Annotated in this window: 9 protein-coding genes and 1 pseudogene; 7 read left to right on the plus strand and 3 right to left on the minus strand. The window is 69.7% G+C overall.

Going from position 1 to position 14,204, the window contains the following annotated elements:
* Nucleotides 1-67 precede the first annotated feature (67 nt).
* Together ACFF45_RS03170 and ACFF45_RS03175 are read left to right on the plus strand one after the other, a co-directional pair.
* Nucleotides 68-421 (plus strand): annotated as a pseudogene (locus ACFF45_RS03170) (BTAD domain-containing putative transcriptional regulator); the annotation flags it as partial.
* A 167-nt stretch (nt 422-588) separates the two neighbouring features.
* On the plus strand, nt 589-1,635 hold the full coding sequence (locus ACFF45_RS03175; protein WP_381341543.1) for a rod shape-determining protein: 1,047 nt from the start codon (nt 589-591) through the stop codon (nt 1,633-1,635).
* Between the two features lie 34 nt (nt 1,636-1,669).
* Here ACFF45_RS03175 and ACFF45_RS03180 read toward each other — a convergent pair whose 3' ends face one another.
* On the minus strand, nt 1,670-2,596 hold the full coding sequence (locus ACFF45_RS03180; protein ID WP_381341545.1) for an anti-sigma factor RsbA family regulatory protein: 927 nt from the start codon (nt 2,594-2,596) through the stop codon (nt 1,670-1,672).
* Nucleotides 2,593-2,946: an STAS domain-containing protein gene (locus ACFF45_RS03185; RefSeq protein ID WP_381341547.1), complete on the minus strand. Its 354-nt coding sequence runs from the start codon at nt 2,944-2,946 to the stop codon at nt 2,593-2,595. The genes ACFF45_RS03180 and ACFF45_RS03185 overlap by 4 nt, the downstream gene beginning before the upstream one ends.
* A 418-nt stretch (nt 2,947-3,364) precedes the next feature.
* Here ACFF45_RS03185 and ACFF45_RS03190 point away from each other — a divergent pair, with 418 nt between their 5' ends.
* Nucleotides 3,365-3,991, plus strand: coding sequence for an acetoacetate decarboxylase family protein (locus tag ACFF45_RS03190; protein WP_381341550.1), 627 nt, complete (start codon nt 3,365-3,367; stop codon nt 3,989-3,991).
* Nucleotides 3,992-4,079: 88 nt separating this feature from the next.
* Here ACFF45_RS03190 and ACFF45_RS03195 read toward each other — a convergent pair whose 3' ends face one another.
* Nucleotides 4,080-5,759 (minus strand): SWIM zinc finger family protein, encoded by a 1,680-nt coding sequence (locus ACFF45_RS03195; protein ID WP_381341553.1) that lies wholly within the window; start codon nt 5,757-5,759, stop codon nt 4,080-4,082.
* Nucleotides 5,760-6,141: 382 nt separating this feature from the next.
* Between ACFF45_RS03195 and ACFF45_RS03200 the strand changes: the two genes are divergently transcribed.
* The 4 genes from ACFF45_RS03200 (at nt 6,142) to ACFF45_RS03215 (ending at nt 14,193) form a co-directional block, all read left to right on the plus strand.
* Nucleotides 6,142-6,357, plus strand: a complete 216-nt coding sequence (locus ACFF45_RS03200) for a type II toxin-antitoxin system VapB family antitoxin (RefSeq protein ID WP_381341556.1) — start codon at nt 6,142-6,144, stop codon at nt 6,355-6,357.
* Nucleotides 6,354-6,767: a PIN domain nuclease gene (locus ACFF45_RS03205; RefSeq protein ID WP_381341558.1), complete on the plus strand. Its 414-nt coding sequence runs from the start codon at nt 6,354-6,356 to the stop codon at nt 6,765-6,767. Before ACFF45_RS03200 ends, ACFF45_RS03205 begins: the two co-directional genes overlap by 4 nt.
* 1,137 nt (nt 6,768-7,904) lie before the next feature.
* On the plus strand, nt 7,905-10,487 hold the full coding sequence (locus ACFF45_RS03210; protein WP_381341561.1) for a DISARM anti-phage system protein DrmE domain-containing protein: 2,583 nt from the start codon (nt 7,905-7,907) through the stop codon (nt 10,485-10,487).
* Between the two features lie 214 nt (nt 10,488-10,701).
* Nucleotides 10,702-14,193: a P-loop NTPase family protein gene (locus ACFF45_RS03215; RefSeq protein WP_381341564.1), complete on the plus strand. Its 3,492-nt coding sequence runs from the start codon at nt 10,702-10,704 to the stop codon at nt 14,191-14,193.
* Nucleotides 14,194-14,204 lie beyond the last annotated feature (11 nt).

Below are 14,204 nucleotides of genomic sequence, written 5' to 3' on the forward strand. Positions count from 1 at the left end.
ACCTCGAACGCACCCGTGACCGTCCGGATCACCGGCCCGCCCCGCCCGTCGCGCCGAGTCCCGCAGCGCGCCCGGCGACACGTTCGCCGAGACGGTCCGGGGGCTGTGGCGGGGCGTGCCCCCGGAGGGCGTGCCCGGCCCGGCCGCCGGCACCGACCGCCGCCGGGTGCGGGACCTGCGCCGCACCCCGCTGACGACCCGTGCGGAACTGGACCGGGACGCCGGCCGCGTGCAACGGGCGGTGTCCGGTCTCTCCGGCCCGGTCGGGGAGGCCCCGGACCGCGCCGCCCGCGGCGTCGGCCCGGCCTTCGTCGGCCACGCGCCGGACGACCGGACCCGGGCCGGGCCGCCGGCCGCCGGCGCCCCGTACCCGGTGGGCGGCCTGCGCGAGCCGGTGGAGATCGCCCGGGACCGGCCGTGAGCGGCCGAAGTCAAGCGCGCCGTGCCCGGCGGCCGCCAGGACCACCCGTACGGACGCACCCCGCCCGGCCCCCTCCAGAAGGCGTCCGGTGCCCCGCCCCGCGCACGATGCCACCAGAGGCCCGCCGCCCGGCGGCACCTCGGTCCGTGCGCTCGGGAGGATCCGACATGACCGCCAGTCTGGAGCAGCTGCGGCGCTGCCACTTCGCCGTCGACCTGGGTGCGGCGCGGACGCGGGTGTACGTCAAGGGCGCGGGGCTCGTCGTGGACCAGCCCTCGGTGGCCGCCGTCAACACCCGTACCGGGGCGCTGATCGCGGTCGGTGAGCTCGCCGAGAAGATGACGGGCCGCACCCCGCACTACATCCGGGTCGTCCGCCCGGTCTCCGGCGGAACCGTGGTCGACATCGAGATGGCCCAGCGGATGCTGCGCCACCTGCTCGGCGAGAAGGTCCGCCGTGCGCTGCGCCGCAAACCGCGGCTGCGCGCCGCCGCCTGCACGCCGCACGACGCCGATCCCCTCGCCCGGCGCGCCACCGTCGAGACGCTCGTCGGTCTCGGCGCCCGGCGCGTGGAGCTGGTCGACACGCTCATCGCCGCCGCCGTGGGCTGCGGGCTGCCGGTGGAGCAGCCCGAGGCGACCATGGTCCTGGTGTGCGGCGCGGCCGCCACGCAGGTCGCGGTGCTCTCCCTCGGCTCGATCGTGACCGCCGCCCGGATACCGGTCGGGGGCGAGGCCGTGGACCACGCGATCGTGCAGCACCTGCGGCACGCGCACGAGCTGATGCTGCCGAGCCAGTCGGTACGGCCGCTGCAACTCGCCCTGTCCAGCAACGGGCTGACCCCGCGGGGACCGGCCTCCACGGAGATCCACGGGCGCGACGTCGCCACCGGCCTGGCCCGCAGTGTGCGGGTCGACACCGCCGCCGTGCGGAACGCCATCCAGACGCCGCTGACCGCCGTGCTCGACGGCATCGGCAGGGTGCTGCGGGACTGCCCGCCGGACCTGGTGGCCGACCTCGCCGACCGGGGGATCATGATGGTCGGCGGCAGCGCCCTGCTGCCCGGGTTCGACCAGATGCTGCGGCAGGCCACCGGCATGCCGGTGCACATCGCCGAACGGCCCGACGTGTGCGCCGTACAGGGCCTCGGCACCATGCTGGAGGGCCGGATCGAGCCGCTGGCGCTGGACCCGCGGGACCCGCGGGACACCTGAGCCGCGCCCGGACGGCCGGGCCCGGCGGGACGGCTCACCGGGTGAACCAGCAGCGGACCGTCGTCCCCTCCTCGCCGGTGTGCAGCCGTACGAGGTCGGCGACCAGGTTGACCAGCAGCAGTCCCCGGCCGCCGCGCTGGTCGCGGGCGGCCGGACGGCGGCCCGCCAGCGGGTCGGTCAGCCGGCCCGCGTCGCGGACCTCGCACACCACGTGCCCGTCCTCGGCCCACACCCGCAGCACGCCCGAACCCCCGCCGTGCACCACGCTGTTGGTGGTCAGTTCGGCGGTGACCAGCGCCAGGTCCGCCAGCCGCGTCCCGGCCAGCCCCCACCGGGCCCCCGCCCGGGTGGCGGTGTGCCGGGCCGCCGGCAGGGTCTCGGCGGCGAAGGCGAAGCACAGCGCGTCCGGCACCACGGGCAGCGGCTCGTTGTACCGGCCGACGACGCCCTGCCAGTCGTACGCCGCACTGTCCCGCTCCCGGCCCGCGGCGATGACCGTGGGATGGGTGGCGCGGGCGTCGGCCAGCACCCGCTCGTCCAGCGCCCGGACGTCGTACGGGCACAGCACGGTCACCCGGCGGCCGGTGAACGCCGCGTTGATCAGCGCCTCGTGCTGGGCGCAGGCCGGGTACTCGGCGGGGCTGCGGCCGGCCCAGACGGGCTCGCCGACGATCCGCACCCGGCGGCCGGCCGGCTGGGCGTCGGCGAACGCCCGGAGCACTCCGGGGATGATCCGCCCGGGGTTGCGGCCGGCCTCGCGCATGTCCAGCAGCCGCACCGCTCCGGCGATGTCGCCGAGCCCGTCCCGGATCAGCGCCAGGTTCTTGCCGGGCACGGCCACCGCCACCGGGTGCCCCGCGGCGAGACCCTCGCGGATGAAGGGGAGGGTGCCGTCGAGGTACTCCTGCTCGTCGGCGTAGAACAGCGCGGGGTGCGCGAAGGACTCCGCTGCGGCACTCATGACATCGACACCTCGATCGCCGACAGATCGGGCCAGAACAACTCCAGTGTCCGGCACAGGGTGGGCGGCGGCCGGTGCAACACGACCCGCCGGCCGACGGGCAGCCGTCGCACGGCGTCCACGAGCATCCCGGCGCCGCCGACGTCCACGAACGTCACGGCGGCCAGTTCCAGATGACACACCTCGCTGCTGTCCCGCACGACCGCCTCCAGTGCGCCTTCCCAGATCCCGCGCGTGGTCAGTCCCACCTCCCCCACCGCGCGTACGCCGAACCGGCCGGCCAGCGGGGCGACCGTGAGCTGTGCCGCCACGCCGCCGGCACCGGTGGGAACGGGGTACTGGATGGTCACAGTCGTCTCCCCCTGTACCTGGTCATCGTCGCTCGTACCCCGATGCGAACCAGTCAATCCATGAAGAGGAACGGTCGGTTGGACCCTCCGGTGGAGCTGAGAGGGGACGTCCGTCCGGTGGCTGCGCCCCCGCCCTCGGGGCGTTGCCGCCGAGGCCCGCTCGACGTCCCGGAAGGCGGCCTCCTGCCGCCACCGGACCGCGGCCTCGGCGCTGCCGTCCAGCAGCCGGCGGCAGCCGGGGCGCGGACCGAGCGGTGCGGGCGGGGCGACCGTGGGTGACGCGGCACGGGGACCGGCCGGATCAGCCCGCGTGGCGGGGGTTCCCGGGGCCCGCGTTCGGGTCGACGATGGAGGCGGAGGCGCGCCCGTCGCCGCGCGCCCGTGTCCACCGCACCGTTCCGGACCAGTGAGGCCCGCCATGGAGGAACCGGCCTACCCGCCCGAGCCCTGGCACCTGCGCGGCCGTATGTACGTCTCGGTCCGGCGCGTCGCGCCGGACCGGCTCCCCCGGTGGCGGCTGCCGCCCGGGGCCCGGCCCCTGATCGTCGGGGGCCGGTGCACGCTGCTCGTCTTCTGGGTCGACTACCGGCCCGACGGCGTACTGGCCTACCGGGAACTGCTGGTGGCGCCGGCGGTGGTGCACCGCCGGCGGATCCGGGCCACCGCGGTGGCCGTATGGGTCGACAGCCCCGCGTCGCGGGCCGGCGGACGCGCCCTGTGGGGCATCCCCAAGGAACTCGGCGACCTCGGCGCCGACGCCGGCCGCTTCCGGCTGCGCGCCCCGGGCCCCGGGTCGGTCTCCGGCGAGTTCACCGCCGGCCGCGTCACCGTGCCCGTGCGCCGGCCCCTGCGGGCCACGCTGGTGCAGTGGCGCGGGGCGGAGGTGGTCGACGTCCCCGTGGCCCTGAGCGGCCGGCTCACCCACGGCCGGCTCCGCATGACCGCGGACCCCGCCGGGACCCTGGCCTTCCTCACCGACGACTCACCGCGCCCCGCCGTGCGCCTGGACGACTTCCGCTGCACGGTCGGACGCCCCCGCGACTGACGGGGTGGGGCCCCTCCCGCCGGGCGCACGGCAGCCGGTGCGGGCCTCGCGCGGGGAAGACGGTGGCGAGGTCTCTGCCGGAGCCCTTTCACAGCCCGTGCCGGTCGAGGATGCTCATCAGCTTGCGCCGGCGTTTGAGTTCCGCCCGCAGGCCGGCGAGATACCCGGTGAACGCGTCCTCGGTCCCCAGCGCGCGATGGCAGTCACGGGCCGCCAGGAGCAACCCGGCCACGCGCTCGTAGGCCCGGTCCCCGGTCGGCTCCTTCGACCGCTCGACCAGCCGCAGGTACACGCCGAGCGCCTCGGCCGGACGTGTCTCGCGCGACAGGCCGGCGAGTCGCTCCCACTGCCGATCGTCCGCGCGGTCGGCCGCCTCCAGCCAGGCGGCGTCCAGGTCGCCGTCGTCGAGCAGCGCGTCGATCAGCACGGGCCCGCCGGGCCGGCCGCGCTCACGACGGGCGTCCTCGCTCAGAACGGCCAGTGCGGCCGCGCGTTCGCTCTTCCAGCAGCCTGCCGCCCGGGCGGCGGAGCGCAGCTGCCGGTACGCGGCGAGGGACCGCTCGACACGGAACCGGTCCCAGCGCACCGCGAACGCGTCCGCCACCCGCCCCGTCTCCGCGTACCGGACGCATACATGGTCGACCAGACGGCTGTCGATGTGCGTCTCGGCGGCACAGTCCCGCAGTCCCCGCTCGGCCCAGGCGAGTGCCTCTTCCGTGCGGCCCGCCGTTTCCAGTTCCTCGGCGATGAGCAGATGGGTGGCACCGGACGGATCGAGGTCCTGCGCGTGCAGGGCGACCAGTGCGTCGACGTCGCCCTCCGCCTTGATCAGGCGCTCCATCAGGTACCGCTCCGCCCAGCCGGACGGCCTGCGCCTGAGTGCCTCAGCCGCCAGCTGCCGCATGCGGGCCAGTCCGCTCGGCCCCAGCACGTCGGCGTAGTCGAGCGGATCCAGCTCCGTCACATCGCTGTCGTCGGCGAGCAGACGTTCTACCAGCCACTCCGCCAGCCGGTCCGGATCGGGGCGTGCGACCCCGCAGGCCTCCAGATGGGCCTCCGCCACCGCGGCGGCGGCCTCCCCGACCACGCCGTCCGAGTCGTCGATCTCCCCGTACGTCTCTCCCAGCACTCGCAGCGCCTCCTCGGCCAGAGCGGCAGCCTGCGCGGCCTCCCCGCCGGCGGTCAAGGCGCGCAGGGCACTCGCCGCCTCGGCGACCTGTCGTCCGTACCCGGAGGCATCCGGGTACTCGATGTACCCGTACTGGGCGAACGGCCGTGGATCGATCAGCGCGATGATCCGATCCCGGACCGTACCGAGGTCACGACGAGTTGCCGCGGCCCGCAGCTCCAAGCGTCGGCGCAGTTCCCGGTCCTCGGCGATCTGCTCCCGCACCAGCGCCAGGAGTTGCTCGCGTGACAGCCCCGAAAGCCACGCTGCCAAGCCGGAGGACCGTGCCCGCGCCGCGGCCCGCTGCTGCGGAATCGTCTTCGCCCGCCGCAGCACGGTCAACCCGACCGCTACACAGTGCTTGCAGAAGTTGCCCTCCTGCCCGTACGGGCAATCGCACCATCCCGAGATCCCGTCATCCCCGCCGAGGGTGAGCTCCACCTCGTAGACATCCGTACCTTGCACCACGGCGGTGACCGAGCCCTCCCCCACCTCCAGCCCACTCACCGCGTCCAGGTACGCCAGCCCCCGCTCGAAGGACCGAGCCCCGGCCAGCACCCTCAGATCGTCCTCGCCGAATCCCACCACTTTCCGTGCCACACCGGCATTCAACCGCGGATCGGCAGCTCTTGGAGACCGCGGCCCCGGCAGTCCACACGTGCGGCCGCACGCGACGACTGAGCACCCCATCGAGCAGCGGGACGTACGGCGCATCAGCGAGATGGGCGGCCCCGAGCGAGGGGACGGTGCACGCCGGGTGGTCGCCGTACTCCGAGCCAAGTGCGTCGGGAGCTTCACGCCAGACGCACCGGGCGTGGGGCAGGTCGTCGCCCTCGCTGCGCGCGAGGCGCCTGCTCTCGGGCCTCGGCCGGCCTCGCCCTTCGGCTGAGAAGCCCACCGATCAGGCAGGCTGGAACCCGCCCCTCGATATACAATCGATTAGATATACTGATACACGCCGCCGTGTACACAGGGAGTTGCCGTGAGCCGAACTGTCATCGACCTCGACGACGAGGCACTGGAAGCAGCCGCCAGAGAACTCGGCACCACCACCAAGCGCGACACGATCAACACCGCCCTGCGCGAGATCACCGCTCGCTACCGGCGCCTGCGCGCACTCGAGAACTCCCGGCAGCTGGTGGCCGACGGAGCCCTGGACATCGACATCCTCCTGGACAAGACCCGGTACCGGCCGTGACCGTCGCCGACTACCTCATCGACACCTCCGCCCTCGCCCGCGTCCTCCTCGCCCAGAACACGGCCGAGTGGGACGACAGGATCGCCGCCGGCCTCGTCGCGATCTGCGACCTCACGGAACTTGAGGTCCTCTACTCCGCCCGCTCTTCCGCGGACCGCGCTCGACTGAAGGCGGCACTCGACGCCCACTACGTCTGGTGTCCGATGCCGGACGGCATCTATCGCCGCTCCCGCGTGGTCCAGGAGCAGCTCACCGCGAAGGGCGAACATCGCAGCGCGGGCCCGGTCGACCTCCTCGTCGCAGCCGCCGCCGAAGAAGCGGGCCTCACCCTGCTCCACTACGACCGCGACTTCGAAACCATCACCCGGACCACGGGACAGCCGGTACGCACGATCGACCTCAGACAGTGATCCTTTTCCAGCCGGACATGGGAACGTAGTAGAGGATGCGGACCGGCCTCGACGATCGCGGTGGCGCGGTCGGCTCTGCGGCAGACTCTCAGCAGGCGCCGGCCCTCGAGGGTGGCGCCTGCAGCCGGCACGGTGAATCCGGGCGCGAGCGCCGCCGCGCAAGCCGTGGCCCGCACAAGGGGGCGGGGATCGGGCAGGCCCCTTGGCGCGCCTTGTCCGCCCAGCATCTGCGCGATGCGGAGCGGGTGTTCACACTGTCGCGGATCCACGGTGTGATGCCCCCGGCGCAACGCGGGCGGCGGCCCAGGGCATGCGAGGCGACCGCACCCATCCCGGAGCATCGTCATCAGGAGCACGACCTCGCGTGGTCGGCGCTCGCCCCCCCACCGCACCGCCGGCCAAGTGATCCGTGCTCGGCGCATCGGCATGACGCCGCCTCACGGACGGAACTCTTCCGCAGCGGTCGCCGCCTTCCGGCTCCTGCCCAACGACCTGTAGGCCGCGCCGCTCGGGCTACACCGCTCACTGCAGGTAGGGGCCATGCCCGGATCAGGGCAGGTCACTCTCTGCGGCTTCCAACAGCGCCCCTGAGCAGCGGATTCTCTCCGTTGAGTCAGAGTTCCCTATCCCCCTGCCAGGAAGAGACGTTTCCGCAGGTCAGGGAACTTGCTGGTGGGGCGGGTGGGACTCGAACCCACGGCCGACGGATTATGAGTCCTTTGAGGATCTTGGCGGCCCTTGCGTTTCTACGCCGATCTGTGGCGTTTCCGCAGGTCAGATGACGTGACCTCTGTCGACACCCCCCTGCCTTTGTCAGCCTGTTCCTATCCTTGCGTCCCCAATGCGTCCCCAACTCCGTCGCACAGCAAAATGGCAGGAGGCTGACATGCGATCGCGCCAGCTCGGAGGGGGATCTCGAATCTGCCCGCAGCGGATTCCCCTTCCAACACCCAGAAAATCTGCCCCAGGTACTCGGGGCGCAGCCTTGTGGCCGTCGTCGCAGGCCAGCGCGTATACGCAGATGAGGCGCCGCGCTGACAACGCGCCAGTCGGCTTGCACGATGGCGTGCGGCATCGAGGTTGCCGAGTGCCGCGTGGGCGATGGCGATGGCCCCGGTCCCCAGCTCCCATGGGGCGTTGCCGGTCGACTTCTCCTCCCACGACGTCAGCGTGTTGCCGGCATTGTCGCGTTCATCCCAGGCAGGCAGGAGGAACACCGCGAGGAGGGGCTATCCATCGGTGGACAAAATGGTGGTTGGGCCACGATTGGTGCGCGGAGGCTACTACGGTACGGGCATGGTTAGCGCGGTCGACCCGGTGATGGCGGGTGATCACGGCGGTCTTGCGGGAGCGGTGACTCGTGGCGTCCTCAAACGACGTACAGGCGGGCGAGCCCTACCCTTTTCGCCAACAGGGTTGGACGTAGAGCTTCTCAGAGCGGTTGAGGCTGCGGCCGCCAGCCTCGTCCCGATCGCTATAGTCCTTCCGCTTCCGGGCACGGCGGCTCCTTTGCTGCTCGGCGCCGCCGCGCTCATTGGGGCGGTGATGCGCGAGCGATCACTCACGTCCCAGGCGGCTGTGGTGTCCCCGCATCTGGCTTCCCGCATTCTCTACGACCAGCTGCTCTTTAAGGATCAGCGCCTGGCTGACTACATACCCCGCACAGCGGTCAGTGTCGACGGTCGGCCCCGAGTCGTCGGCAAGCCACGTCGCGATGCTGGTGGGCGTCTTCACCTTGTCAGTGATCTATCTCGCCTATCCGGCTGGGCGGCGTGCCTTTCGGGAATCGCTGTCGATGGCGCGGCTGTCGCTCCCGGCGAGCTCCGGAAGTTCCTCGTGACCTACGCAACTGTGCCGCTCGTCTATCTCACCGCCGACCCTGGCGACCCGGGGCTGGAACACGTACGGGAAGCGGACGGGGTCGTTTGGGGCTGGGACGCCGGGAGCCTCGTGGCCGCACTCGACCGTGATGTTCCATCCCAGTACGCGAACGCTGGTCCACTCGTCACCAGCGCGGCGGTGTTGCGGCATGCCTCGCGGTCGGAGGTTGTCGTCGTGGCTCCGGCGGAAGGCGAGACTTCTACTTTGGACACCGCGCTGAGTGCCCTGTGGGAACGCATCGCGCGCCTGAGCGCCGTCAGCGGTGTGGAGACCTCAATAACACAGGGCCACGGACTGCGCTGGACACGAGGACTGTTCAACACGTTGTCGATGCTCCCTATATCGCCAGCCAGATACGACAAACACACTGGACACGGCCCCTATGCCGTCCGCCTCGGCGAGGCCGTATCAACGGCCAGGGCACTGGCTCGACATACCGGTCGAGAGGCCGCCGGCCACTGGTTCGGGGTCGCCGACGCCCTTTCCAACGCATTGGTGGCGGCGGCACGTGAGGAACGGCTGACACATCTCATTCGCTGGGCTGCCACGTGTGTGTCTGAAGGACGACGATCGCTCCTGCTCGTCCGCAACTCGGCCGCACGAGTGGCCTTGGTCGACGCCATGAACGAGGCGCTGGAGACGCCGCTCGGCTGGGGCGACTGGGTCAGAGTAGCCACCATGGCCGAACTCGTGGCTGGACGGCTCGACACGTCCGATGTACGTGAGATCCGGGTGCCGGGGCCATTGCCGCGTGCCCGAGCGGGACTGCTGGCGCTACCGCCCGCCCCTCTGCTGTCCGTACTGACGACCGGCCCCTTCGAATGCCAGCGGGCACTGAGACAGGCTAGGTGGGCACGTTCGGCGTTGAGGAGTATCCGTGAGGAGACGACGACGTGTTCAGCGCCACGCCTGTCCTTGGTGACCGCCTCCACTAGACACCTTCCTGAGACGGACGTGCGGCTCCTCGCTGGGGAAGTCGAGGTTCTGCCGATGTCCTGGCCGCGGTTGCCCGGCGACACTGGCCAGTGGGACCCGTTCGACGCGCGCATCCCAGAGTTGTTACGGCGGGTCGTCGATGAACGTGGCCCAGGGCGCGACGAGGATGACGCGCCAGCCCCCACTCGCGTCGTCGGCGGCTTGGCCCAGGCGGAAGTGCCGGTCCTGGCCTTCGAGTTGCACGGCGGGGATCGCGACGGGCTGCTCTTTGCCGCCCCCAACGACGTGCTGACACGGCGGAGAGGGATGGAGCTGCAAAGAGTCGCCGCCAAGTCGCTTCTCGCAGGGGATTTCATCTTCCTGGTCGATCACGACGCACGACGCGACCTTCTCGGTGCGGTTATTGCAAAGCTGTCGGAGACAGCCACGTATGCCCCGTTGGCGGTACTGGTCGACTTTTGGCACCGCAGAGCGAGGCTCGTCGCGCGGTCCGGAATGACATACCGCGACATTCTCCGCCGAATGCACGGCACGTCGATCACCTCGGAGCAGGCGATTGGCTCATGGGTGAGAGGAGAGGTCAACGGCCCGCAGGATCCGGCCGATGTACGGCGGTTCGCCATCGCCGTGCAGGACCGGGTACTGCTCGCACAGGCGGAGAGAGTCGGCTGGGCGTTGAAGACGCTGCAGATCGTGCACCGTAAGGCGGGACGCTGGTTGTCCTCCCAAATCAGCGGGGCCGACCCGCGCCCCAACGAGACGCTGATCGACGTGAACCTGGGGCTCCGTGTCTCGGATCTGCTGGATAGCGTGACGGCGCATACCGTCGGGGCGGTCGATCGAAGCCCGCGCACCGTCGCGGCGCACGAGGTGGGGCGCCTGCTCCCTCGAACGGACGAGTGAGCGCGTCACTCAACTGGCTTAAAAAAAGCACTAGTTAGGCCCGTTCGGCCTACAGCGGTCAGTGCGTCGCGCTAGAGTGTCGCCCAACTAAAGCCACGCAGTCACGCACTCAGCTCTTTCTCGACTTAAACCACATGAGGGTCACGCGAGGGGGTCTCCCCCCGGACGGGCCAACCGGCTATACGCCTACCGTTCACACCACAGGAGCTTCGCCATGTCGGCATTCCCTCATGGCCGTGCGTCCGCACCGGCCAATACGCCTGCCCAGCGATACGACGCCCTACTCGCGAGCCTCTCGCGCCGCGTCGTAAGTCAGGCTGTAGGCACTTCAATCCCTAGCGGCACCCGCCTCTCCGACCAGCCTCAGAAACGCCTGTGGCTCGGCATGCTCGCGAGCGAGGCGAAGATGATCCAGGAGACGAACGCCGGCTTTCGCGGCCTCCAGATCACCCCTCCCGCGCAAGGTTTCACCTTCCGTGTACGGAAGTTGCCAAGCGAGCTGACCGTCGAGGTCAGCGCGTCCGCCTTCCTCGCGCTGCACCCAACGGTCGACGAGCAACGCGCGTCTATGGCAACAGAGGCGAGTACGCACGGGTCCGACGTCGCTGATGAGCTTGGCTCCGCGGCGGCGGACCACGCCCGCGATGTCCCCGCCACCGCTCGTTCGCCGCGAACACGAGTGTCCACCTTCGGGAACGGCCAGACTCCGGGATACCCGCTGGCTCAGGTGTGGACGAAGATCTCGATGACCTCGGTCAAGGTCACGATTCCCCTGGTCTCAGGCGAGGCGCGTTCGGTTCGGGCGGGGGAGAGCGAGATCGCTACGGCGATGCGCTCGGCGACGGCTCGACATCAGCGGGAGCTCTACCGGCAGCGCCTGGCCGGCCCGCCCGTTGGCTCCCTGCCACGCGATCACGACCTTATCGACGAACGAACGTGGGCCTCCTACGAAGCTCAGAACTTGTTGGCTCCCGATGACCTCACTCCACCTGAGCATCGGGCCGCTGTTGAGGTCGAGGTGAGGCCCGTAGACGGCTTCTACGAGATCTTCGTCGCCGTCGTGAACACCACGCCCGCTCCGCGAGATCAGTTGGTCGACGGCAATCGGCCCTACGACGAGGCATACCTGGACACTCGTCTCTACGAGGTCGTCCTCTCGGCGACCGTTGACGCGCCCGTCGTACCGTACGAGCTGGAGCAGGTAGCCCAGTCGCATCGTTACGAGCGAACGGTCTCAGCATTCGGACATGCCTCTCCGGTCACGTGCGAGACACGCGGGGAACGTACGATCCTGAGTACGGAGTTCGCGGCTGAACAACCGACCTGGCGCGCGCATCCCAGGACGAAGTCCAAGGACGCCGACGGACGAGAGACCCTGATTGACACCACCTTCGACTCGCTCATCGCGGATCCGATCGGGACAGTCGCGAGGCTCGTGGATCTCCTCGACGTGTGGGTTGAGGACAATTGGGGCGCGTCCGCTCTCGATGCCCTCCACAAGGCGCGCGGTTGGAATGACGAGGCGCGCGCTGAGGCCGAGGAGGGTGCTCTGGCCGCCCGCGCGGAGGCCAGCTGGGTACGCGCTGGGCTTGAGACCCTACGCGCCAACCCGGATGTGTTGGCCGCCTTCGTGGCGGCGAATAAGGTGGTCAAAGCTGCCGCGGAGAACGAGTACACGGCCTGGCGACCTTTCCAGATCGCCTGGATCGTGGGCTGCCTCCCCGGCATGGTCGATCCCAGGAAGCACCGCGAGGTCAACATCGTCTGGTTCCAGACAGGTGGTGGCAAGTCGGAGGCCTACCTCGGATTGATGCTGGTCACTCTGTTCTACGGCAGGTACACCGGCGTCACGCGCGGGACGCAGGTGTGGGCTCGCTTCCCCCTGCGCCTGCTGGCCCTCCAGCAAACAGAGCGATTCGCGAAAATGGTGCTGCACGCGGAGGTCCTGCGGCAGAAAGACCCACGCATTCGCCACACGGGGGCGTTCGGTATCGGGTACTTCGTTGGTGGCGGCAACACACCGAACAAGCTCTACAAACCTGGCAACAACAGCTATCACGGGCCTGACCCCACGTCGCCTGAGACAGCGGAGGCCTGTCGGGTGCTGGACGATTGCCCGTTGTGCGGCTGCCCGCTCGCGGTGCGGTGGGACGATCCCAGCCACACCATGCGTCACATTTGTGAGAACGACGATTGTCGGCTCTCGGGGGTGTTGCCGGTGTGGGGCGTGGACGACGATATCTATCGCCGGGCACCCGCCGTCCTTGTAGGCACTGTAGACAAACTTGCGCAACTCGGCCAAAATCAGGCGTTCCAGATCTTGCTCGGACGGCCTCACTCCGTCTGCCCTAAGCACGGATACTCCTCCAATCCCAACTGGTGTGCGGTGTACGGGTGCCGTGAGAACCGGCTCCCCGTGCCAAAGGGATTCGGGCATGTGCGTCTGGAGATCGCGGACGAGCTCCACTTGCTCGATGAGAGCCTTGGCGCTCTCGACGGCATGTACGAGTCACTACTTCAGAAGATCAGCGAGCACCTGAACAACGATCCGTTCCAGATCGTTGGGGCTACCGCGACGATCGAGGGATACGAGAACCAGGTCCGCCACCTCTACGACCGGGACGCGAGGCGCTTCCCCGTCAACGGTCCGGAGGCGGGCGAGACTTTCTGGTCCACCACTGAGATTGGCGATCCACTGCGCCGCTACCTTGGCGTGCGCTCACGGGCGAGCACGATGGTCACCGCCACCCGAGAGGTCGCCGTCGTACACGACCAGTGGGTACGTGACCTGTGCGCCAATCCCAAGAGCGTCGTTGCGGAAGCCGGCCTGGACGCCAACGACCCCGACATCGTCGAAGAGGCTCGAAAGGCCGGCGAAGACCTCTACGAGGTGCTGGTCACCTACTGTCTGCGCAATGAGGACCTGACGAGCTTCACCCGGGACCCCGCGGTGAGTGACCTCCTCGTCAGCCGTGACAACCTCGTGATCATCAACGGCGACGCCAGTCCCTCGGCCATTCGCGGGGCGGTTACCCGGCTGGTTGAACGTCCTGAGGACGAATCCGAGCGTGTCAAGATCATCGCTGCCACGAAGGCGATCGGGCATGGATTCGACGTCTCACGACTCGGCGTCATGGCCGTCATGGGAACCCCGACTCAGGCCTCCGAGATCATCCAAGCGTCCGCGCGTGTCGGGCGACGACACCCGGGCCTGGTCGTGAACGTGATCAACCCGAGTCGCGACCGGGACGCCAGCGTCTTTCGCTACTACCCCGAGTGGATCAGGTACCTGGACAGGCTCGTCCACAAGGTTCCCGTCAACCGCGAGTCGGTACCCGTACTCAAGCGAGTCTTGCCAGGCGGATTGATGGCGTGGCTGCTCCAGGTGCTCGACCGTGCCTGGATTACGGGAGCGCCGAGGCGACGCTCGTTGGCGGACTCGACGGCCTTCCGTGACGCCGTGAACGCCGGCGCTATCGACAAGAAGCTGCTTGTCTCACTTCTGCGTCACGGTTTCGGCATCAACGACACCAGCGTCTACCACCGGATGCACCGGCAGGCCATCGATTCCTGGGTGGACGAACACCTGACTACGGTCCCGTTGCGGGCGGAGGCTGGTAACAGGCTCCCCAACCTGTTGAACCCGTCCGTGCCCCGGTCTCTCCGGGATATCGAGGAACCTCTGATCATCTACGGCGAGTTGTAGTCAGCCGCGCA

The organism is Streptomyces cinereospinus (assembly GCF_042430725.1).
In the GTDB taxonomy this organism is placed as follows: domain Bacteria; phylum Actinomycetota; class Actinomycetes; order Streptomycetales; family Streptomycetaceae; genus Streptomyces; species Streptomyces cinereospinus.